The organism is Sporocytophaga sp., assembly GCF_017745095.1.
In the GTDB taxonomy this organism is placed as follows: Bacteria; Bacteroidota; Bacteroidia; order Cytophagales; family Cytophagaceae; genus Sporocytophaga.
This window is the reverse complement of the sequence record NZ_JAGHZZ010000002.1, coordinates 506,182-530,147: the sequence shown is the minus strand read 5'-3', so window position 1 is coordinate 530,147 and position 23,966 is coordinate 506,182. Positions and strand designations below refer to the sequence as shown.

Genomic DNA, 23,966 nt, shown 5'->3' with positions numbered 1-23,966 from the left:
TTTTTTTAAGATATTTTTTGAATACTAAATTTATTGTAAATCAATAAATTGCTTTTAGTTTTGAGAGTTAATGTAAAAAATACACAAAATGTATTGTAAATGTTAAACTTAACTTTTTAATTTGCGTTATAGTTACACAAATATATATTTAAACACTTTTTTTATGAAAACAACAGGGGTAATAATTGCGAGATTTCAGACTCCGATGCTGCACGAAGGGCACTTCAATCTTATCAACTATGTGCGGGAGAGACACAACAAGGTTGTGATCGTTCTTGGGGTTAGTTCTGTAAAAGGAAGTACCAGAAACCCTCTGGATTTTTACACAAGGGAACGTATGGTAAAAAAGGAGTTTCCTGAGATTGTAGTACTACCACTGGCTGATTGCAGAAATGATGCTACATGGTCTGCCAATCTGGATTCTTTGTTATCAATCACTTTTAACAATGAACGTTGTATACTTTACGGAAGCAGAGATAGTTTTATTCCTTATTATTCTGGTAAAAATGAAGTGAAGGAAATTCCGCAGACGAGTGATTTCAGCGGTACAAGCCTGAGAGACCAGATATGCGACAGAGTAATGGATTCAGAAGACTTCCGTTGTGGAATAATCTATGCTAATTACAACAGATATCCTTCTGTTTATGCAACTCTTGATATAGCTCTTTTTAAAGATGATCATAGCAAGATATTATTGGGAAGAAGAAATTCAGAAGGCAAATGGCGTCTGCCAGGTGGGTTTTCTGATCCGACAGATAACGATTACGAATCAGCTGCATTAAGAGAATTGCATGAAGAGTGCGGCCCAGTCGAAGTGGATGCAATGAAGTATGAAAAGTCTTTTAAAGTTAATGACTGGAGATATAAGCAAGAGACTGATAAAATCATAACTCTTATGTTTAGCTGTAACTATGTCTATGGTGAAATCAAGGGATCAGATGATCTTGATGAAGCTGAATGGATACCTTTAAACAAGATCTCTGCTATGGTAGAGAAGAATGAAATCGTTGATGAACACTTTCCTCAGTTGCAATTCCTTGTCAATAAATACTGTAAAGTTTTAAGCAGTAAGTAAGCTTAAAATTAAACCTGAGAAGGATACACTTTCCTTGGTCATCCTGAGCCCTGCGAAGGATCTGAGGCATAAATAAATTTAGATCCCTCATTCCTCGAGATGACAAAGCCAAGGTTCTGAGTAATTTAACTTATGATAGACCATCTCTTTTCGGAGAAAGGATTTTGACTTAAGTATAAGTGATAGTTTTAAAAAATTTTCTAAACCCCAATAGCTATGATATATTCAATATTAAAAAGAAAAGAAAATCTGATACTGCTAGCAGATGCTTATAAATATTCTCACCATAAACTTTACTATCCAGGAACAACTAAAATTTATTCATACCTCGAAAGCAGGGGTGGTAAATATGAAGAGACTGTCTTCTTTGGTTTGCAATATTTTATTAAAGAATATTTGGAAGGGCAAGTAATTACCAAAGAAGGAATTGATGAAGCAGAAGCATTGATGCATCAGGTATTCGGAAGAAATGATGTTTTTGACAGAAGTATTTTTGATTATATTCTGAATGTACACGGAGGTAAGCTTCCGGTCAGAATAAAGGCAGTACCGGAAGGAACAGCTGTACTGGTTCACAATCTTTTGATGACCATTGAAAACACAGATTCTAAATGTTTCTGGCTTTCTAATTTCCTTGAAAGCTTATTAATGCAGGTGTGGTATCCGATGACTGTGGCAACTTTATCAAGGGAAATAAAGAAAGTCATCACTAAATATTATAATGCTACAGCAACTACTGGTGCCGAAGCGGGAATAGATTTTGTTCTGAATGATTTTGGATTCCGAGGTGTTAGTTCTGTTGAAAGTGGTGGTATTGGCGGGCTTGCTCACCTGATAAATTTTAATGGAAGTGATACCATTCAGGCTTCTGTTTTTGCAAAAAGATATTACGGGGCTGATAAGGTTTATGGATTGTCTGTGCCTGCAACTGAACACTCCGTATGTACTCTGCTTGGAGAGGAGGGGGAGTTGAATGTACTACGCCATGTGCTTGATACTTTTCCATCCGGGATTGTAGCCTGTGTTTCTGACTCTTTTAACATATTCCGTGCATGCGAAGACTACTGGGGAGATCAGTTGAAAGATAAAGTACTTGAAAGAGATGGAGTACTTGTAATACGTCCTGATTCAGGAGATCCTGTAATGACTTTATTGAAAGTTTTTGAAGTTTTATTCAAACAGTTTGGCTACAAAACCAATGAAAAGGGGTTTAAAGTTTTGCCTCCCCAGGTAAGGATCATTCAAGGTGATGGTATCAATTATGAATCTATTATCGATATCTATGAAGCTTTAAGGCAAAATGGAATTTCAGCTGAGAATCTTGTATTGGGTATGGGTGGAGCCTTGCTTCAAAAGGTTGATAGAGATACACAGAAGTTTGCTTTGAAATGTGCTTATGCAGAAATAGATGGTCAAGGCAGAAATGTTAAGAAGTCACCTATTGAAATGGATAGGAATGGTAAGCTTGCGCCTTCTTTTAAAAAATCAAAGTCCGGTGTTTTAAAGCTTATTAAAGATGAATCAGGATATCAGACTGTCAATGCTGACCAGTTCCCTGAAAGGAAGGATTTGCTTGAAACTGTTTTTGAAGATGGGAAAGTTGTAAAAGAATACACTTTCGAAGAGGTAAGGCAGAATGCAGGTATTTATTCCAAATTAAAAGTTAATGTCTAATGAATGGAGGAAATGTATGTTAAAACATTTTAATTTTTAAGGGTTAGTTTCTAATCTTATTTTAATGCATTGAAAAAGAGACTCTTTTCAATGCATTTTTTTTAAACTAATATTTAAACTATCCTATTTATTATCAGTTAAATATATTGACGAGTTGAAAAAGCTCAAGTTTTTCTTGTAAAAATTATACTTTAATGGTTACATTTGACCTTTGAAAAAGTATAAATCTTTCATTCTTTCTACCGCAATAAAAAAAACGAAAATGAGATATCCCAAAATCGAAAAAGTCTTTTCTGTTTTTGCTGTTATCATCTTGACCTTCAACTTAGGTCAAGCACAGATAAATACACCATCTGGTGCTACAAAGCCGTTCGGAACCAATTCGTCCTATGAATATGGTTTATTACCTTCTAACCTTCCCACCAGCGGAAGTTATGGCAAAGCATCTGAAATCGCCTCAATATATAATCAATGGAAGACGGATTATGTAGAAAATTGTGGAACTGATAAAGCAAGAGTAAAATGGGACGATCAATCAAAAACTGTTTCTGAAGGAATAGGATATGGTATGCTCCTGGCAGCTTATGCTGCAGATAAGGACCTCTTTAACAGGCTATGGGCTTACTATAAGCAGTTTAGGAATTCACATGGTGTTATGCACTGGAGAATCAATGGCTGTAACTCTGTATCTGATCAGAATGGAGCAACAGACGCCGAATTGGATGCTGCCATGGCATTGATAGTAGCGAATTATCAATGGCCCAATACAACTTCTCCTCACAACTATAAAACCGATGCAGTAGCTTTGATAAAGGCCATAAAAGATTGGGAAATCAATAAGTCTGACGGAACTTTTGAGAATGGTGATATGTGGAAGCCGGCATGCCGAAACCCTTCTTACCAGGCGCCTGGCTATGCAAGGATATTTAAAGTGTTTATGGCTGAAAATGGAAATGCAGATAATGCATTTTGGGATAATGTAGTAGCAAAAACTGAAGGTTTGCTTATAAATAACGCACATACTACTTCCGGTTTATCTACGAACTGGTGTACTCCTGATGGACAGCCAAGTGGTTCATGTCAAGGGTCCGGAACAGCACCGGATAAATTTGGATACGATGCCTGCAGAGCTCCTTGGAGACAAGCAACTAATTATATATGGTTTGGATCTTCTGGGATGCAAACAATCATTAACAAGCAAGCAGATTTATGGATAGGAAAAGGTGGTGCAGGCTCTGTCCAGGGGGGAGATAGAATGAATCATGATGGCACTGGTTCAGGGGACCATAATTCAGCATTCGTCGGTATGGTTGGGGCTATGTCTTTGGCAGCTTCCAATACATCTGCTCATCAGACCTTCTGCAATGCTATGTATAATGAAAATAAGAACAATAGTCTGGCCCCTATCTACTTTTCAAAAATCCTTCAAATGATTGGACTTTTTGTTCAGACAGGTAATTTCTGGAATCCTTATCAAACGGGCGGAACAACTAACAACTCTCCATTTGTATCTTTAACTTCTCCTTCCGGAGATATTTCAGCGTGTCAGGGTACAAGCGTTTCTTTGGTTGCAAATGCAACTGACTCGGATGGAACGATCAGCAAAGTGGAGTTTTATAATGGAACTACATTAATCACTACAGTTACTTCTTCACCTTATTCATTCAACTGGACAAATGCCCCTGCTGGAACCCTGACTGTCACAGCTAAAGCTTATGATGATGATAATGCCGCAACTACTTCAGCTTCAAGAACCATCACAGTGACTGCCTTACCGGAAGCTCCGGCAGTAACTGCAAATTTAAGTTATTGTCTAGGAGGGGCTGCATCTGCTTTATCAGCAACAGGAACCTCTTTAAAGTGGTATACCGAAGCAACTGGAGGAACTGCAAGTACGACGGCTCCTACACCTTCTACAAGCGCAGCAGGTTCTAAAATATATTATGTGTCCCAGACTACCAGTGGATGTGAAAGCTCAAGAGCGAGTATAACAGTAACAGTATCTCAATCTCCATTAGCTCCTACTGTAACTTCCTCTGTTAGCTACTGTCAGGGAGCTTCCGCATCAGCATTAACTGCAACTGGGACTTCATTAAAATGGTATACAGAATCTACAGGAGGTACTTCAAGCTCAACTGCACCAGTCCCTTCAACAACTGCGGCAGGGACTCAGAATTATTATGTTTCTCAGTCTTCTGGTGGATGTGAAAGTCCAAGATCAACAATCACTGTAACTGTAATCCAAAGTTCTGCTCCGGTTGTAACTTCATCTGTAAGCTATTGCCTGGGTGCTACGGCCTCTGCCTTAACCGCAACAGGTACTTCATTGAAATGGTATACTTTGCCAACAGGTGGAACTTCTTCCACAACGGCTCCAACACCATCAACATCGGCGGCAGGTACACAATCCTATTATGTATCTCAGACTTCTGGGAATTGTGAAAGCACAAGAGCTTCGATAACTGTCACTATAAATCAAACAGCAGTTCCGGTTGTAACCTCACAGGTAAATTATTGTCAGGGAGCTTCTGCTACTGCATTGACAGCAACTGGAACTTCTTTAAAATGGTATCTGGCGGCAACCAATGGAACATCTTCCGCTACAGCACCAACACCTACTACAACAAATACCGGAACTCAGAATTATTGGGTTACCCAAACTTTAAATTCATGTGAAAGCTCTCGCGCTCAGATAACGGTGTCTGTGGGTGCGGCAACGGCTGCTCCAACAGTGACATCACCAGTTTCTTATTGTCAGGGAGCTACTGCGACAGCTTTAAGTGCTTCAGGTACAAATCTTAAATGGTATACCTCTTCTACACAGGGAACAGGATCTACTGTAGCACCAACTCCTTCAACTCAAATAGCAGGTAACACATCTTATTTTGTATCTCAAATCGGAAATGGTTGTGAAAGTGGCAGGACAGAAATTGTAGTTACTATAAAAGCGGCTCCTTCTGCACCATCGGTTCAGACTCCTATTATATACGGATTGTCAGAAGTAGCTACGCCGTTATCTGCTTCAGGAACCAACTTGAAATGGTACACCACACAGACTTCAGGAACGGGTTCTTCAATAGCACCGACACCTTCTACGTCCACAGAAGGAACAACTACATATTATGTAAGTCAGACTAATACAGGTGGATGTGAAAGTTCAAGAGCTGCCATTGTAGTTAATGTGTTGGACCTTCTTCCTGTCTATCGTACAGCCACTGCTCCGATAATTGATGGAGAGGTAGATAATATATGGAGCGAAATAGGAGCAAAAAGTATTTCGAAAGTCATATTACCAACAGTATCTAGTGCGGCAGATTTGTCAGGAACATTCAAAGTTTTATGGAATGATCAGTATTTCTATCTATTAGCAGATATCACAGATGATGTGAAAATCAGTGATAGCGATCCTGTTTATGAAGATGATGGAATTGAATTATTTTTCGATATAGGAAATAATAAACCTTCAACCTATCAAAACAACGATGTCCAATATACATTCAAATGGAATAGTACAGCTGTATCTTCTAATCCGGAAGGAAGGTCTATTACCGGAATAAATTATTCCATGAAAGCTACCACTAATGGATATGTTTTTGAGGCAAGAATACCGTGGTCAACACTTCAAGCTTCACCACTTCCAGGTCAATTACATGGATTAGATATTCATGTAAACGATGATGACAATGGCGGTGGGCGAGATGGTAAACTATCCTGGGCTGCTAGTAGTGATGATGCTTGGCAAAACCCATCTCTTTTGGGAACTATGATTCTTAAAGAGATGCCTGTTGTAGCTGGCATTTCAAACGGGAGTATTCCCGGCTTAAAATATTATCCTAACCCTTTCAATAACTTTGTAGAAATTGAAGGATTAAACGAAGAGGTAAACTATTCTTTGGTTAATATAAATGGCCAGACCGTGCAATCAGGAAAAACTTCGGGAAAAATTAATACAGATTGTATTCCTGGTGTTTATAGTTTGATCCTGAATTTAGAATCCGGAAATAAATGTATTAAATTGGTTAAAATAGATTAATTAGTAAATATTATAAATAATATTGGCAAAGGTGCATTGTGATTCAATGCACCTTTTTTATTTCATAATATCCCTTGATTTTATCCGCTTTGCTGTAAGAATTAGTACATTGCGCCAGTTTTATAAGAATAAATTTATTAACACTGTTTTGCTATAATATTTACTTTCTATGTACATTCTCTTTCCAGGCCGTCATCAGTTGCTCACAGACTTTCAGTTTAAATATTTATATAGAATCATTCAGGCTGGGCTGGAGAAAGAAGCCGATGTATATGGTAATCCACTTGGTATTGCTGAGAAAATAAAAGCTATAGTCTTTGCAGTAACTTCTGCCAATCATTCCAATACAAGACGAAATCCTTTGCCTTTCTATCTGAGAGCGATTGCCTTGGAAAGCTTTTCTGATAACCTTAATATTCCATCGTACATCTATGGTGTAGAAGATGTAGGAAACAGAGAAGATTTTGCTACTTATACAATCAAGAGGATTAAACATGAAAGTGATGGACACATAGATATGAAGCCTGAAAATACAGTGGTTGTGTGTTCTACTCCAGTGATGGGAATGTATCAGAAACTTGGATATAAAATTCTACCAGCCGAACTGGAAGATATTAATACCTGGAAAATGAATACTGATCAGCCGTGGGATTTGGTGGAGCATGTTGCGAAGGGAACAGAGGACTGGAAAACGGATAAGCATCTGCTTAGTAAAATACATCCGGCATCTTATAATGTTTGGTTGCGCTACAATGTGGGCGATAAGGTACGGACATTGTTTAGTGATAAGATTGTCGGGGAAGATGGAGATATTACTGCAACAAGAGATTATAACTCTTATGTGAGACAAATGGATGAAATCGCAGAGATGAAATACAAAGATACGGCAATTCATGTGAAGCCCGGTAGAATAGGAGATATAGGCTGTGCTGTTGGGTCATGGATCAAGTTAGCTTGTCAGGATACACGTTTGAGAGAATCGGATTTTTATGGAATTGAAGTTTCGAGACACCTGTTTGAAATTTGCCAGCAAAGAAAGAATAACGGAGAGTTCCAGAACCCATTTGTATTTTTTGCCCAGAAAAATGCAGTAACCGGATTGGTATTTGATCAGAGATCAATGAATACCATCTTTACTTCTTCACTTACTCATGAAATTGAATCTTATGGCTCCAGAGAAGACTTGATTAAGTTTATCAAAAATCGTTACGATGAGTTGGTGATCGGTGGAGTATGGATCAATAGAGACGTTGTAGGACCTGAAAATAAAGAGCAAGTCGTTTATATGAGCTTGAATAAGGAAGATGGAAGGAACGATGACATTGGGGCAGAGTTTACAGATAGAACCGAATTGTCAAAATACCTTTCAGGACTTTCTACTTATGGAAGGTTTAAGAGATTTGCAAGAGACTTCAGGAAGAAGGAAGGTTATAAGCTAGAGTATCATGAGAAAGTGATAAATGGTCAATCTTTAATTGAGCTTACTCTGAGAGATGCGACTGAGTTTATAACCAAAAAGGATTACACAGACAATTGGATGAGTGAGATGCACGAAACATTTGCTTTTTGGTCTTTCAGTGAATGGAAAGCTGAAATGGAAACCAAAGGATTCGAAATAAATACACAGTCTGTTGCCTTCTCCAATCCGTGGATTGTTGAGAATAGGTTTAAAGGGAAAGTAGAGTTGTATAAGCTTGAAGGTGATAACCTTGAACTAATGGAATATCCTGTAACCAATATGTTTCTGATTGCAGAAAGAAAGATTTAAGAGAGTGTATTAAGTAAGTTCAGCATAAACATTCTGCCTTCAATTGCAGTATAAAAATCTTTCTATTACCCATCTTTGATAAATTTTGATAAATGAACAGTTGAGCATTCAGGAATGTTGAATGTTCCTTAAGGTTCAGGGTATGAAAAACAATTGTAAAAAGAGATTGCTAGTAATTAAGAAAAAAAATCCTGTTGAAAAACAGGATTTTTACTAACTAAGCATAGGTAAGAGCTTCAGCTCCTATCTGTTTAAGAAATCCAGGCATTCCCCCATTGGTAAGTCTTTCAACAGTGACCATTATGATTTTGTCGTTTTTAAAAGTTACTGCAAAATTTTCTTTTGGATTCATGGCCTTTTTGTTTGTAGGCTGAATTGCAGGTTTGCCAGGATATAGACTGGGCATTTCATGTGTGAAGGTACCATTGGCTTGTAATACACCATTTACTATATTACCTCTTTCGGATAAATCTCTGATGTTAAATTTAAAATCAGGACAACCCATGTGCATCTTTTTCTGAAAGTCCATCCATTCTTCTTTTCCCATTGGTTGAGGCGGAGCACCTAATAACTGGAAACCAGGTAATAAATAACTTTTGGCTTCATCGAAATTCCCCTGTTCCATTAAACTATAAAATTTTTTTACAATCTCAATCTTTTCCATAAGAACTCTTTATTAGAAGAACAGATATGAATTGGGATTTGTTGAAGCTATGGCTGTTCCAAGGATAGGTGTACCTGAGCCTGAAACAGAAATATATCTATAGTGTTATTGCAATAAATTTTTAGTAGCTAAAATATTTAAAATTTCCTTAAAGTTTATCCGTTTATTGTCAAAGGAAATTTTATCAGGAATTTAAATAAGAGCATTTATTTTTCTAATTTATGCCTTGATTATCATGAAGGCAATATATTCCATTTTAATTCTCATTCTCCTGCTACTATGCTCCGGTAATACTGTCTTTTCCCAGCAGTATAACTTTCGAAATTTTTCTGTTGAAGATGGGCTGGCGCAATCTCAGGTTTATTCAATTAGTGAAGATAACAATGGCAATATCTGGTTTGGCACAAGAGGTGGTGGATTAAGCTGTTTCGATGGAATTAACTTTAGAAATATTACTGTACAGGATGGATTGTCCAACAATTATGTGAGAACAATCTTAAAAGATAATTCAGGTAATCTGTGGATTGGCACAGATAAAGGATTATCGAAATACGATGGTATTAAGTTCATTAATTACACTGAAAAACAAGGCCTGTACAACACTACTATTAATGCACTTATTCAGGATCATAAAGGTACTGTCTGGATTGGTACTACTGATGGTTTGTTTCATTTTGAGAAAGATACTATAGTAAGGTTTGGAAGAAAACTAAATGCTCCCAGAACTAAAATTAATTGCTTGTTTGAAGATAACAACGGCACCATCTGGGCCGGTACTGATTTTGGAATCTATAAATTCCTGAAAGGTAGAAGCAAATATGAAATGCAACAAATCTCCGCATCGGATGGATTAGCAGGAAATCAGATAACAAGTATAAAACAAGATTCTCTTAGCAGGATTTTGGTATGTACTTATAGCGGCGGTGTATCAGTTATATCAAACGGAAAGATCAACAACTTTTCAAAATCACAAGGCTTGCCTGGAAATACAATATATGATTGTCTGGCAGCAGACAGTAATACGATTTGGCTTTGTACATCCAATGGGATTGCGAGAATTGAGGAAAAATCAGGACACTTATCTGTTAAGAATATTACAGAGGCAGAAGGACTCGCTAATAATGTAGTTATGTCACTCTTTAAAGATTCTTTTGGGAATATATGGTTTGGCACCTCAGGAGGAGGAATAAGTAAGCTCGGCTCAGAGCGATTTATTCATTATAGTGCTATCAAAGGAGTTTTTGGAAATTGGGTGTATAGTATTTACGAAGACTGGCAAGGGAATAAATGGTTCGGAACTTCTGAGGGAGGAGTTACAAAGTATGACGGACGTGTGTTTAAAAGATTTTCAGAAAGAAATGGTTTTACGGCATCAAAGGTAAAATATATCTGTGGAGACAATAAGGGAAATATTTGGATGGGTACTATCGCTGATGGTGTATATCTTTATAATGGAAAATCATTCAGAGGGTTTAATAAGAAGAGTGGTCTTGGTAGTAATTTTATCAACTATATCTTTTGCGACACAAGTGGTTTGATCTGGCTAGCCACTGCAGGAGGTGGTATAGATTGTATGATTCCATATAGAAATACATTTAAGATAAAGCATATAACAAGAAAAGATGGATTATCGGGAGACAGATATAATACACTTATAAAGGATGACTCAGGAACCATATGGGCTGGGAGTACTGATAATGGACTTTCGAAGATAGAACTTGGTGAAAACCTTGCGCTGAAAATTACAAACTATGAGGTTACAGATGGGATAAGAAGCAACTCTATCCGTTGTTCTGCAAAAGATTTAAACGGTAATCTATACTTTGGAACAGCTGATGCTGGGATTATTAAATTTCATGAAGGGAAATTTTCATTTATAAATAATTCTCATGGATTAACATCCAATAACATATATTCTTTAATTTTTGATAATGAAGGAAGTCTCTGGGCGGGAAGTGAAAAAGGAATAGATAGAATTGAGCTTGATGGCGATCTAATTGTTGGAGCTGTCAGGCACTTCGGTAAAGCAGAAGGTTTTGTCGGAATAGAAACCATTCAGAATGCTGTATATAAAGACCATGAAGGTAATATTTGGTTTGGCAGTATAAAGTCTGCAACAGTATTTAATAGTGCAAAAGAGCTTCCTGTAAAGCAGCCATTAGTGCATATAACAGGAATGAATTTATTTTATAATCATATAGAGAATACATCTTTTGGAAAAAGCCTTGTAAAATGGTATCCTGTTCCTGAACACCTTGTCTTACCTTATGACCAGAACCATCTGACATTTGAGTTTATTGGAATAGAACAAGTGAATCCTGAAGCTGTTCAGTATAAATGGAAACTTAGAGGCTTTGATCAGGATTGGTCTCCTCTTTCACAGAAAAGAGAAGCCGTGTATTCCAATTTACCTGCAGGAGATTATACATTTGAAGTAGTTGCTTCCAATGAATTGGGGATTTGGTCAAGAACACCGGCAAAGTTTCATTTTGTGATAAATCCCCCTTTCTGGAAAACTTTGTGGTTTACAACTATTGTTTTAATCGGGTTAATAATAGTTCTAATATTAGCCGGAAGATATGCATTAAGGCGCATTCGGGAGCAGAATGAAAGGGAAAGATTAAAACTTGAAACTGATAGAAGTTTGCTGGAATTGGAACAGAAAGCATTGCGTATGCAGTTGAATCCTCACTTTTTATTTAATTGTCTGAATTCGATAAAAGGTCTCATTGCAGAAAGCAAAAACAATGAAGCAAAGATTTATCTTTCTAAGTTTTCCAAGCTTATGAGAACCATGCTAGATAATTCAATGGATTCATTCATTAGTTTGGAAAATGAAATAGCTTCATTGCAAAATTATGTTGAACTTGAAAAACTTAGCAGAGAAGATAGATTTGACTTTCAGGTTGATGTAGAAGATGCGATAGATAAAGAGTTTACTGGATTACCTACGATGTTAATACAACCATTTGTTGAAAATGCAATTATTCATGGTCTAGCTGCAAAATCAACAAAAGGATTAGTAATTGTTTCTTTTAATATTGAAGGAGAGTATTTGAAATGTACTATTGAAGATAATGGAGTAGGAAGAGAAAAGGCAAAGATGTTGGAAGATGAATCAATTACAAAACATAAATCTGCAGCTATTTCAGTAACTCAAGAACGTTTAAATATTTTGAACAGGAAACTGAATCAAAAGGAAATGAAAATTCAGATTACAGATATTAAAAGTCAGAACGGGCAGCCTACAGGTACCAGAGTAGAATTGTTTATTCCATTTCAGCAATTATGATAAAGGCTTTAATTATTGATGATGTTGAGAAAGCCAGAGTGGCTTTGAGAAGTGACATAAAAACCTATTGTCCGGAAATTGATATAATAGGAGAAGCGGATGGTGTAGAAACTGGGATGAAGCTTATAAAAGCTACAATGCCTGATGTAGTTTTTCTTGATATTAAAATGTCAGATGGCAGTGGATTTGATTTGATTGATAAGATGAAGCGAGAGGGTGCTGTTACATTTCAGATTATATTTACAACAGCGTATAATGAGTTTGCAATTAAAGCTTTTAAATTCAGTGCAATTGATTATCTTCTGAAACCAGTAGATCCAGATGACCTGATACAAGCTGTAAAGAAAATTAAACGAAGCGAACCTAAAGATGTACTTACTGAAAATTTAAGTCTGCTGCTTGAGAACATCAAGGGGATGCAAACTTCTTCGAAGCGAATTGCGCTTAACAGTATAGATAAAGTACAGCTTGTAAATATTGCGGATATTATTCAATGTGAGTCCCAGAAGAATTATACTTTATTTTATCTTTTGAATCATAAGCAAATTCTGGTAACCAAGACTCTTAAAGAGTTTGATGAGATGCTGGAAGGAGATGGCTTTCTACGTGTTCATCATTCACACCTCATTAATCTAAAGCATTTGAAGGAATATGTTAAAACAGAAGGTGGATATGCAGTAATGTCTGATAATTCTCAAGTACCTGTTTCTGTGAGGAAAAGAGAACAGTTACTCAGGATTTTGGGGATCTAATTCATTGTCCATTCGCAGAGACGCCATGCTGGCGTCTCAAAACTGTGTTAATGCGATAGATATTCATATACCTGTTGTTTTTTATTCATTTTTTGCCTGATTGAATAATCAATATTATATCACTATTATAGTTTTGAAATTCCAGCTTAGTATCTCTACAGAAACAATTATTCATTTCTTCCTGACAGATAATAGACGGATGTCATCATTTATTTAATCTCCCTAATTTTCAATAGCAACTTTTTTATTTTTAGGTTTTACTTAAAAGACAAACATATGGGTAAAACTATAACCTTCTATTTTACAATTTTATTTTGTTTTAGCTGCTTCAATGGATATTCCTGTATTAATGAATATGATGAAGATTATACCAGATTAGATGGTTCTTATAAACATATTACCGATGAATTGAATGGATCTGATAGGTATTATTTTTATCACGAGATCAATAAAGATAAGTTCCTTGAAAGAAAATATGAGCTGAAATATAAAACAGGCTATAAAGACAGAACTGATTATGCAGCTGCATTACTGAGACTGGGGGAGTTTAAAGAGGCATTATCGATTTTAGAGAATCTTATTGAAGAGTATCCAAATGAATATAACATTGTTGTAAATCTTGGAACCGCATATGAGCTGAACAATAATCCGGAACTTGCACTCAAATATATCAGTAAAGCCGTCAAGCTAAATCCACTTTCTCACAATGAATCTGAATGGATCCATGAGGAAATACTTAAGGCTAAGATAGCATTGAAAACAAACCCTGATTATTTTAAGCAGAATAGCATTCTTAATCTTCAGATACCGCATGACATTAAAGCATATTATAATTCATTGAATGAGGAAAAGAAACTACAATTATTTGAGATAAAGAATCAATTGCTATGGCAATTGGAGGAGAGAATATCCTTAATCGCCCCTCCTGATCCAATTGTAGCTGACCTCCTTTTTGATTTCGCCAACCTTGTAGCTATAACAGAATCTATAGAGATTGCTATTCCCCTTTACAATCAATCATTACGATATCTTCCCAATAACTTTAATGAAATCCTTGAAAGACGTGATTCATTAATCCGCATGACCTATTGGACCGGTCTACGAAGATATGCTTATCTATTGTCTGTGATCTCATTTCTGGTTATGGGTGCATTCTTTTTAATCAAAAGAGAAAAGAAGTTGAATGCCAAGAAAGAATTGGAAAAGCAAACTATGGATACATTATGAAAGGAAAACTATTATGCGAAATACATCCTTTATTGTATTACTTATCAGTAAGGGAAAAAAGATTAAGGCGATTTATAGCGTGGTATCTTGATAAAAGAGAATATGCGGGGATGCTATCTCATTATAATCTTCCATACCGTGTGAAAAAGCATCAGTCAGTACTTATAAGGAAATTGGGCAATTCTGATATGGTGTTGCAATATAATAAAGTTGAAAACATTAGAATTGCAATTAGGAATATCAATGGAGTTGTAATAAGACCAGGAGAGACGTTCTCATTTTGCAAGCTTGTAGGTAATCCAACATCAGAGAGAGGTTTCCTTAAGGGCATGGAGCTTTCAAGAGGAAAGGCCAGGGCAGGAGTTGGAGGAGGTATATGTCAAATAGCTAATTTGATTCACTGGCTGGTATTACATAGCCCACTTACTATCACTGAAAGGCATCATCACAGTTTCGATCCTTTTCCTGATAATGGGCGGGTATTGCCTTTTGGAAGCGGGGCATCTGTATTTTATAACTATATCGATTATCAGTTTGAGAATAAAACATCGCATACTTTTCAATTGAAATTGTGGCTTTCTGAAAAGCTTCTTGAGGGTGAACTAAGGATAGATGAAGAACTTCCCTATGCCTATCACATTTATGAACGAAATCATGAGTTCTTAAAACAGGATGAAAAATATTTTAGAAAGAATGAAATATGGAGAAAGAAAATCGATAAACACAAAGGTGGTGCGCTTCTTGAAGATAAGAGATTATACCAAAACTTTGCGGAAGTAAAATATATTCCTGAAATATTTAAATCTCAAAATAGCTTATGAAAATATTAATAATTCCTTTGATCTTGGTTTCAACTATTCTTACCTCAATGTGTTTTCTTGTCAAAGATAAAAGTCTGAATAAACTCAAAAATGTTAGGATAGATAAGGTTCTTGTGCTAAAGTCTAAACGAGAGATGTATTTACTTAGTAATGGTAAGAAGATTAAAACTTATAAGATAGCCTTGGGAGATAATCCTATTGGTCATAAAGTACAGGAGGGAGATGAGAGAACTCCGGAAGGAAATTATGTACTTGATTGGAGAAATAATAAAAGCTCATGTTATAGATCCATTCACATCTCTTACCCAAATGCAGTGGATGTAAAAAATGCAAGGAAATTAAAAGTATCTCCTGGAGGTAGCATCATGATACATGGACTACATCCTTCCATTAAATGGATGGGCGACTTTCATACTAAGCAAGACTGGACAGATGGTTGTATTGCAGTATCCAATGACGAAATGGATGAAATCTGGGATTTAATTAAATATGGAACACCAATTGAGATAATGAAGTGAAATTTTTTCTAGGGGATCTGTTGATTTAAGAGGTTCTGTTTTTTAGAACCTCTTATTTTTTTGCTTTTATAATTTCAAATTCATGAGAGACATAGCCGCCATTATTATCAAATAAGGTGAGCTTATGTTTACCTTGTAGAGGATTTACAGCTATTTCATGTGCATCATTTGTTGTGCCGATAAATTCTTCATCGAGATGCCAGTATACAGTTTTTCTTGAACCTTTTATATTTGCTTGCAGTACTACCTTTTCCATGCTTCCATCGAGATTCACAGGAATGTATATCTTGGAATTTTTCTTAGGGTAAATGATTTCAGGTCTTTCTTCATCTGAAGATATTTCTGAGCAATTTGTTTTATATGGAGGAAGAGTGATATAATCTGCATTCTTATTTTTATAATAATATTCTTGAATTGGTGGCAAAACAAACCAGGACTTAGTGATCATCTCTGAGGGTGAATAACAAGATCCTTTTACTTGATATTTTTCAGTATTATCCATAAATATTTGTTTGTGGTAAGGACAGGTTCTTGTTCTGACTCCTGCTTCAGGTGCTGAAATGGTATAGGAATCAGTACAATATTCGCTTGCCTGGTAACCGCTTTTTCTGCATACCTCAATTTTGACTGTTTCATTCTCAGGCATGTCGAACCATTTGTGATCAGTTTTTAATGCATTAAATAAATCGAACATTACCGGGGCTGCAGCTTCAATACCAGTGAGCATAGGTCGTCCTTCTCCACTTGCATTTCCTGCCCATATTACGATGGTATATTCAGGGGTGCATCCCACTGCCCAAGCATCTCTGAACCCAAAGCTTGTACCTGTTTTCCATGCAATTTTGCACGTATTTTCATATGCCTGCCAGTTGCTTTCCATTGCTGGTCTCACTACATCTGCCATTGCTTCAAATGTATACCAGATGGATGATGAGGTAATTGCGTATCTCTTATTATTTATTTTTGGAGTTGACATTTCTTCCTTACTATAATTGATGGCATTTTTATTTATATAATGACTGTTACAAAGCTTATTAGATAAATTGGAATAGATCAATGCAATGTCTTCAATGCTGGCTTCCGCACCTCCAAGTATTAGCGACAAGCCATAGTGAGATGATTGCTTGTTCAAAGTTCCCATCCCTAAAGCTTTGAGGTTTTGTATAAACTTTTCTGTCCCATACTGATCAAGCATGTATACTGCCGGAATGTTAAGGGATTTGTATAATGCAACGTTGGCAGGAACAGCACCATCATAGTTTTTATCAAAATTTTTAGGAGTGAATCCTCCGAAGTTACAAGGAATGTCAGGGAGGAGCGCATGAGGTAGAATGTATCCATCATTCAACATCATAGCGTATAGCAAAGGTTTTAATATGCTCCCGGTACTTCTGGGAGAAGTAATCATATCTACAAAGCTACCATCTTTATTTATGTCTGTACTTGAATTCCCAACATATGCGATCACACTACTGCTCTTATTTTCTACTATCAGAGCAGCAATATTTTCAATACTGTTCTCACTTAATACTGTATGATGTTTGTCGAGAATTTTCTGTGTATATTCCTGGATGTTTTTGTCAAGTGATGAGTAAAAAACAGAAAGTTCTTCTTTTAAATATTTATTTTTTAACCTGATGCGTTCTGCAAAATGAGGAGCTCTGTCTTCAAGTCGGACAGGCTTTTCCGGCAATGTTTCCTGTTTAGAGAGCACACATGTCAGGGAATCAATTATTCCATTTTGTCTGAGTTTTTCAAGCAGTAGATCTCTTTTTGTTTTCAAAAGTGTTCTGTTCTTTCCCGGATGTATCAATCCTGGAGCGTTTGGCAATACAGCAAGAGTTGCGGATTCAGCCCATGTTAATTGCTCGGATGACCTTCCGAAATATTTCCAAGCTGCCGCTTCCACCCCCACAACATTCCCCCCAAATGGTGCGTGAGAAGCGTAAAGGGCCATAATTTCATTTTTAGTATACCTTATTTCCAGTCTGGTAGCAAGAATTACTTCTATGATTTTTTCTTTGATGGTTCTGGGTTTACCTTTTCTGGATAAACGTATTACCTGCATGCTGATGGTACTGCCTCCGCTGATAACAGATACTTTTTCAATATTAGATTTGATGGCTCTGAATATTGCGATGATATCAACACCTGGGTGACTATAAAATCTTTTATCTTCAAAGGTTATCAATGCTTGACTGAATTTGTCAGGCGCAACTGTAATGGTTGGAAATCTCCATTGTTTATCTTCAGCTATTCGCGCACTTAGTAAAAATCCTTTTCTGTCTGTTATTATTGTTGCTACAGGATCAGTGAATAATTCTTCAGGCAGACAGTTTAAATATAAAAATGAAATGAAAAGGAGCAGTATGATTACAATGCTGCTCTTCTTTGATATACTCTTGAAGTAATTCATATTATTGAATAGAATTATTTTTCGTCACTTGTATCCATTTCCCTGCTTTCAATGCTCGGATTGAATGATCATACATGGCTTCCACATACACGGAAGGAAGATAGTATCTCCCTTCATAACTGGCATTTAGCATTACGGTGAATGTTTTAGTCTCTTTTGCTTTCAAATCAAAGAAGATGTTAACTCTGTCATCTCTGATGTCCTGATAAGTATAGCTTGCAGATCCATTTAGCCCAGGATGATACATCCTTTTATTATGAATTTCCCATCCGGATGGAAAAGCAGCAGATAAAGCAATATTCTCATAGTTACCTTTGGTACCTGTGTTTTCAACACTTATTCTTGCAATAAAATCAGTTCCCTGAGTGACATTTGAAATATTGATAGGTTTTCCATCCATGGTTTGATATTGTATATCCATTTTAATATTCGCGGCATATTCAATAGGTTTATTTTCAGATGGAATTCCTTTGGAGGTATAGTTAATATATAAATTTCGTTCTCCGGAGTTATTTATTTCCAATCCAATATTGTCGTCATTTTTGAATCTCCTCTGCCATATCAGATTATTACTTATTATTTTTTCAGTATAACCAGAATGTGTATACATAAATCTGGCCATTCCATCCTGTCTGTTTTTCTCTTTGTAATTAGCCAGAGCTAAAAGACAATAAGAAGTTTCCTGGGTATTTAAATCTTGTTTTGAAGATAATATTGATGCTATATCTGATGCTAATGTATTCGTTGACTTAGTGTCATTAATTTGATTCAGAGTATAAAGCATAATAGCTTTATCTCTAATATCAGAACCATAGGTGTATGAATGTTCCTTCGTCCTTATTACATTAAGGTCAATTCCTTTCAGCATTTGTACTGCAAGTTCTTTCTGTCCAGACAGATAATAGGCTGAATATAAAAAGCATTTGGCAATAGGTGATTTTGGAGCGTTTATCCTCATTCTATTCATTGGTCCTATCTCTGGTGATTTGCATAACGCTAGAAGGTATATTCTATACGCTTGAATTTCTTCATCAAAATTATCAGGATTGTTCTTTACTGTTTCACTGATGTATTTGGTCCATTTGGTTTTAAAGTTGAGAGGTAGTGTATATCCGGATTTTTCTGCTTCAAGCATAAAATGGCCAGCATAACAAGTTCCCCAATTATTGGTTTTATTCTGTCCGGGCCAGTATGAAAGGCTACCATCTGTCAGTTGAAACTTTTTAAGTCTTTGAATAGCAGCTCGGATATTTTGTTCAATCTCTTTGTTCTGTTCTTTTGTTAGATCAGTAAGCTTGTGAAGAGATAGTTGAGGAAAAACCGAAGATGTAGTTTGCTCGAGACATCCATAAGGATAATGTATCAGATAATCCAGTCTTGTGTGGAGGTTTAGAGGAGGCATTGATGATATTTCAAAGATGCCTTCATTTGTTCCTTTTGTTCCAATAGGAGAGGAGCCTAGCTTCCAGGACTGACCTGGATGCAGGACTTTTTCCCAAGGTTGTTCAACAAAAGGATTTGGGCTTCTTACATTTATTTCTGCAGTATACTCTGCTGTTTCCTTTCCTGATTTCGCAAGTACTTTTATTTTGGCAACTCCTGTTTCATTGCTGATTTTTAATGGCAGATAAACCAGTTGTTCTCCAGGAGATGTAAAACTCATACTGACTGAGGATCTGGAGGCGTTGATCAATTCGTTTGTTTTTATTTCAAGATTTACAATCTTCAAAGATGCATCCTTTGAAAATATAGATATTGGAAAAGAAGTTTCTTCGTTAGGACTAAATACTCTAGGAAGTGTCCCCAAAAGCATCAATGGTTTACTTACTTCGGATTTTGCTTCTGAACTTCCATAGGTACCTTCATAAGCAGCAATTACCATGGTCTTAACCGACCCAATGTAATTGGGAAGTTTTACTTTGTGATTTTTAATTTCACCTTTATGGCAATGAAAAGGGCCAAGAAACATTACTACAGGTTTAAATCTATTTGCCTTTGCTGCATCCAGAGGACCATTGCTGCCATCTCCTCCTATGGATATGATATTTCTGTAATGCAATGCATCAGCTGAGATTACTTCATTGTACATATCCCATGTCCTTACATCCAGTGCTTGTTTTTGATTAAAGGCAGTCCAGATATCTGGTGTTTTATATCGGGTAAGGTCTAAAAGCCCTTCATCAACTATGGCAATGGTATAGGTCATAGGAAGATTATTATGTTCTCGTATTTTAATATTCACTTCCTGTTCAGGCTTGAGTTTTTCAGGTATTGAGATGACTGGATGCAATTGTGTCAGAGGATTGATGACTTTAATTGGGAGTATGCCATACATTCTTACTGGCAGATCATTGGAAGTTTGTCCATGTGGCTGAATCATTGTGATATGAGCATACACATTAGGTGCCATCATACTTTCTGCAGGGAATGTATAGTGAGTTATTCCTTTCTTTGCCTTTACCCAGTAGGTCTTTAATACTTGAGTTCCTGATTCCAAGCTTAGTAATGCAGAGCCCGCATATGGAGAGGGAATGCTGAGGGTAACATTTTCACCAACAGTGTAAATGTCCTTGTTCGTGCTGAAGTTAAGCATCTTGGTGCCTTCCGGATTGTCAGATGATTTTCGGTCAGTCCATCCTTGTGACTCGAAGTAAATGATTTGTCCTGAACTATGTCCTCCTTCTGCTATAGCTTTGATAAAATACCTTCCCCATTCAGGTGCATCCAGATTAAGTTTCCATCTTGTGTGACCGTTTATGGTAATAAGTGTATCTGTTAATATTGGTTCGGAAAATAGTTTTCCGTTGTAGGAGAAATCATCGTTGTCTGAAGATTCCCACCACCACCTCCAGCTCGTCTTATAAAGCTGCATAATTACTTTTTTGTCGGAAACAGGCGAACCTGAAGAATTGATTGTTACAATGTCTATTTGATTATCCCTATTTGTGAAAAGAATCTGATTTTGTTCTGTTTTGGGAATATGAATGCCAGCATATGTTTCGAAAGGATAAACAGTTGTACTGAAGTAGTCAGTGCTAAAAGAGCCTCCCGGTTCAAATACTTTGGTCTTAAAGGTAGCATGGAGTACTCCGGCACCTATTGTATTAGTTTCCAGATGAGCTTTTATTTCGGCCTTGCCATTTTCATCAATGGTTCCCTTGAAAATTTCTTTCTTTTCCGATTGAAACTTTTTATAAGGATTGTTAAAATTATATGCCTTATATTTATCGAATTGTGCATGACTTTCTGATAAGATCATACTAACATCTGCCTTCATATTTTTAGCAATACTTCCATGTAGCCATCTTGCAGAAAGGGTTCCTTTGATTTCTTTATCTGAAGGGTGAAATGAATCCTTATTCAATTTTAATTCTATTTTTAGTCTGTTTGGAATGATGGATTCTATTTTAATTGTTTGCTCATATGTAGAGCCGCCTACTATTACTTTAGCTGTATAGCTTCCCGTTTTTGCTTCATCATCTGTTTTTGTATGAAATGTATAAATGTTATTCAATGAAGATGTCTTCACAATTCTTTGTACCATTTCCAGTTGCGGGTCGTATAATTCAAAAACCACAGGATGTCCGGGAGGAAGTGAGTTCTGAAGATCTTCAAGAACAAAATTTAGGAATAATGAATCCCCTGGCCTCCATACATCTCTTTCACCATAAATAAAACCTTTTATACCCTTGATGTATTTATTTCCTTCAATATTAAATTTGCTGAGAGATAAAGAATTGTTATTATCCACTTTAAGATATCCTCTTTGTTTACCGTGACTGGCGACAAGCAGAAATGGTTTTCGGTCTGCATTGAGATTTGCAATACCATTTTCTGTTACTGATGAAGAGATTAACTGTTGTTGGTAGTCGTATAGTTCAAGTTTTACACCTGAAAGAGGAGCTGTAGAAAGCAGATCATTTGCGGCAGCCAGCATTTTGCCTTCAGATCCTTTTTTTGCTATCAGACCAATGTTGCTTGCCAGAATGTTTTTAATTATAGCTTTATCAGCTGAATAATATTCATGTTCACAGGGTGTGTAAGAATTTCCATAGTAATATGACCAATAATTTTCATCATATTCATAACCTGGTTGATCCCATGTTGCCGACATCTTTAGCATATCTCTTTCTCCATCATAAGATGTATCTGATGTGTCTGTACAGGAAAATAATGAATAAGATTTTTTAAATCCTATAGCCACCTGATAGATTGCCCCAGGCTCTGTCCTGAATATTTTGCTAAGGTCAATTGTATGTTTGTTCCAGCTTTTTAAATCAAGGCCTTTGTTTTGATTTAATTTTATTTTCTTTGAAACAATAAAGGTCCCAACCCTCTTAAGCTCTTCAGCTCCGCTCAGGTTATTGATCTGAAGAAACTGGGGAATATTGTTCTCGGTAATTTTTATAATTCTTATATCAACTGCAGAAAGGTTGATTGCTTCAAAAGTAAAAGGAAGAATATCTGATTGAGGAAGAATGGTGCCTTGTCTCACTTCTTTTAGCTGAGGGTAGGGTTCTTCAAAGGTAAAGTCTTTGGAAACCTTTTTCCTTGTATGCATTCCTTTATTGTTTGAAATGCCAGCTTCAACAGTTAACTGAATATTTCCGGAAATTCTTTTTTTCGGATAGATTAATATTTTGTTATTGTCAATTACAGATCTGAATTCAATATCAGGTATTCTGATTAGGCCTTCCAGATCCTGATTAACTTTTAATGGATCTGTGAATTCAAGCATCAGAGACTGCTCAGGATAGGTATGACTTTCTGTGTTAATAAGCGCAAAATTATCTAATGGCTCTAGACGGATCATTTTTTGTCCGCTGATGAGCGTATCATCTTCATATTTATTCCAGTAGATAACAATGTTAGAAGTTTTGTTTTTTCTCAAAAGACTGTCAATGAGAAATCGGAACTCCGTACCGTCTAAAGAATTATACCATTTTATATCTCTTGAATTACCATTAAAGGAGGCTTCAAAAGCCTCTTTGATCCTGTAAAAACGTTCATAGTCTGAGGTCTTAACGATGCCTTCAATCTTTTGCCAGTGTGGATTCTCTAAATCCATTGCTGTCGGATTTTTGATGTCAACTCTAATGGAGTTTTTTCTGGTTTTGAATTTGAATTGAAAAGCACTGAGAGAATCAGGAATATTAGGTATGAGTTTTTTCAGGTCAACAGTGGCTTCATAGACTTCATTTTCCATGAATCCATAAGCTGGGTTAAATTGAAGTGTTCTGGTATCTATCCATTTAAATTCGCCAGATGCATTAGGTGAAAAACTTAAAACGGAATGTTGGTAGCTTGAAGACAAGTCCCCAAGTTTGACGACTTCATCTACAAATCGGATTGTAATGGGGGATTTTCGGGAGATTTCACCACCGGTATAAGCGGAGATAAATTTTGCATATGAATCTACAGCTTTTGAATTTTTATTCTTTCTGCTTGGTAGATAGGCAAAAACAGAAATGAAAAGTAAGGTAATGATTGTGATAACACCGGGGTGTTTCAGCACATTGAGTTTCATACAAAATCGGGAGTTTTTAATAACACTGAAAAAGTACCTTTTTGAAAATCACTTTTTATGAAAAAATATTAAGTGTATAGGATGACTGAATAAGTGTATCAAAAGGTTGATTATTTCTTTTACTAAAGATTTTTAGCTGATTCGGAGATGGCTGATTTCCATCTGGAAAAATAATCATCCAGGTGGTTTAATTTTTCTA

Annotated in this window: 12 protein-coding genes; 9 read left to right on the top strand and 3 right to left on the bottom strand. The window is 36.2% G+C overall.

All coding sequences use genetic code 11. The features are described from left to right. The first annotated feature begins 163 nt into the window (after positions 1-163). The 4 genes from J7604_RS04985 (at position 164) to J7604_RS04970 (ending at position 8,550) form a co-directional block, all read left to right on the top strand. The gene (locus tag J7604_RS04985; protein ID WP_293891982.1) at positions 164-1,075 is read left to right on the top strand and encodes an NUDIX domain-containing protein; all 912 of its coding nucleotides are present in this window, start codon (positions 164-166) and stop codon (positions 1,073-1,075) included. Positions 1,076-1,291: 216 nt separating this feature from the next. Then, a complete protein-coding gene (locus J7604_RS04980) occupies positions 1,292-2,749 on the top strand; it encodes a nicotinate phosphoribosyltransferase (protein ID WP_293891979.1) in 1,458 nt (485 codons plus the stop codon). 262 nt (positions 2,750-3,011) lie between these two features. After that, on the top strand, positions 3,012-6,782 hold the full coding sequence (locus J7604_RS04975; RefSeq protein ID WP_293891976.1) for a glycosyl hydrolase family 8: 3,771 nt from the start codon (positions 3,012-3,014) through the stop codon (positions 6,780-6,782). Positions 6,783-6,951: 169 nt separating this feature from the next. Continuing rightward, the gene (locus tag J7604_RS04970) at positions 6,952-8,550 is read left to right on the top strand and encodes a transferase (protein ID WP_293891973.1); all 1,599 of its coding nucleotides are present in this window, start codon (positions 6,952-6,954) and stop codon (positions 8,548-8,550) included. 217 nt (positions 8,551-8,767) lie between these two features. Here the strand turns inward: J7604_RS04970 and J7604_RS04965 are convergent, their stop codons facing one another. Next, positions 8,768-9,214 carry an ester cyclase gene (locus J7604_RS04965; protein ID WP_293891970.1) on the bottom strand — a complete coding sequence of 149 codons (447 nt, stop codon included), beginning with the start codon at positions 9,212-9,214 and terminating at the stop codon, positions 8,768-8,770. A 235-nt stretch (positions 9,215-9,449) separates the two neighbouring features. Here J7604_RS04965 and J7604_RS04960 point away from each other — a divergent pair, with 235 nt between their 5' ends. The 5 genes from J7604_RS04960 (at position 9,450) to J7604_RS04940 (ending at position 15,824) form a co-directional block, all read left to right on the top strand. After that, positions 9,450-12,506 (top strand): sensor histidine kinase, encoded by a 3,057-nt coding sequence (locus tag J7604_RS04960; protein ID WP_293891967.1) that lies wholly within the window; start codon positions 9,450-9,452, stop codon positions 12,504-12,506. Then, positions 12,503-13,258 carry a LytTR family DNA-binding domain-containing protein gene (locus J7604_RS04955; protein ID WP_293891964.1) on the top strand — a complete coding sequence of 252 codons (756 nt, stop codon included), beginning with the start codon at positions 12,503-12,505 and terminating at the stop codon, positions 13,256-13,258. Before J7604_RS04960 ends, J7604_RS04955 begins: the two co-directional genes overlap by 4 nt. A 276-nt stretch (positions 13,259-13,534) precedes the next feature. Continuing rightward, complete coding sequence (locus J7604_RS04950; protein ID WP_293891961.1) at positions 13,535-14,485, top strand: tetratricopeptide repeat protein; 951 nt, start codon at positions 13,535-13,537, stop codon at positions 14,483-14,485. Continuing rightward, complete coding sequence (locus J7604_RS04945; RefSeq protein ID WP_293891958.1) at positions 14,482-15,306, top strand: VanW family protein; 825 nt, start codon at positions 14,482-14,484, stop codon at positions 15,304-15,306. The genes J7604_RS04950 and J7604_RS04945 overlap by 4 nt, the downstream gene beginning before the upstream one ends. Further along, positions 15,303-15,824 (top strand): L,D-transpeptidase family protein, encoded by a 522-nt coding sequence (locus J7604_RS04940; RefSeq protein ID WP_293891955.1) that lies wholly within the window; start codon positions 15,303-15,305, stop codon positions 15,822-15,824. Before J7604_RS04945 ends, J7604_RS04940 begins: the two co-directional genes overlap by 4 nt. A gap of 52 nt (positions 15,825-15,876) precedes the next feature. On the opposite strand, the gene pbpC is transcribed toward J7604_RS04940, so the two are convergent. After that, positions 15,877-18,240 carry a penicillin-binding protein 1C gene (gene pbpC, locus J7604_RS04935; RefSeq protein ID WP_293891952.1) on the bottom strand — a complete coding sequence of 788 codons (2,364 nt, stop codon included), beginning with the start codon at positions 18,238-18,240 and terminating at the stop codon, positions 15,877-15,879. Between the two features lies 1 nt (position 18,241). Continuing rightward, complete coding sequence (locus J7604_RS04930) at positions 18,242-23,767, bottom strand: MG2 domain-containing protein (protein WP_293891949.1); 5,526 nt, start codon at positions 23,765-23,767, stop codon at positions 18,242-18,244. Positions 23,768-23,966: the final 199 nt, after the last annotated feature.

Excerpts from the sequence above, each read along its gene's own strand:
- J7604_RS04985 (WP_293891982.1), top strand. The coding sequence starts at position 164 with ATGAAAACAACAGGGGTAATAATTGCGAGATTTCAGACTCCGATGCTG.
- J7604_RS04980 (WP_293891979.1), top strand. The coding sequence starts at position 1,292 with ATGATATATTCAATATTAAAAAGAAAAGAAAATCTGATACTGCTAGCA.
- J7604_RS04975 (WP_293891976.1), top strand. The coding sequence starts at position 3,012 with ATGAGATATCCCAAAATCGAAAAAGTCTTTTCTGTTTTTGCTGTTATC.
- J7604_RS04970 (WP_293891973.1), top strand. The coding sequence starts at position 6,952 with ATGTACATTCTCTTTCCAGGCCGTCATCAGTTGCTCACAGACTTTCAG.
- J7604_RS04965 (WP_293891970.1), bottom strand. The coding sequence starts at position 9,214 with ATGGAAAAGATTGAGATTGTAAAAAAATTTTATAGTTTAATGGAACAG.
- J7604_RS04960 (WP_293891967.1), top strand. The coding sequence starts at position 9,450 with ATGAAGGCAATATATTCCATTTTAATTCTCATTCTCCTGCTACTATGC.
- J7604_RS04955 (WP_293891964.1), top strand. The coding sequence starts at position 12,503 with ATGATAAAGGCTTTAATTATTGATGATGTTGAGAAAGCCAGAGTGGCT.
- J7604_RS04950 (WP_293891961.1), top strand. The coding sequence starts at position 13,535 with ATGGGTAAAACTATAACCTTCTATTTTACAATTTTATTTTGTTTTAGC.
- J7604_RS04945 (WP_293891958.1), top strand. The coding sequence starts at position 14,482 with ATGAAAGGAAAACTATTATGCGAAATACATCCTTTATTGTATTACTTA.
- J7604_RS04940 (WP_293891955.1), top strand. The coding sequence starts at position 15,303 with ATGAAAATATTAATAATTCCTTTGATCTTGGTTTCAACTATTCTTACC.
- pbpC (WP_293891952.1), bottom strand. The coding sequence starts at position 18,240 with ATGAATTACTTCAAGAGTATATCAAAGAAGAGCAGCATTGTAATCATA.
- J7604_RS04930 (WP_293891949.1), bottom strand. The coding sequence starts at position 23,767 with ATGAAACTCAATGTGCTGAAACACCCCGGTGTTATCACAATCATTACC.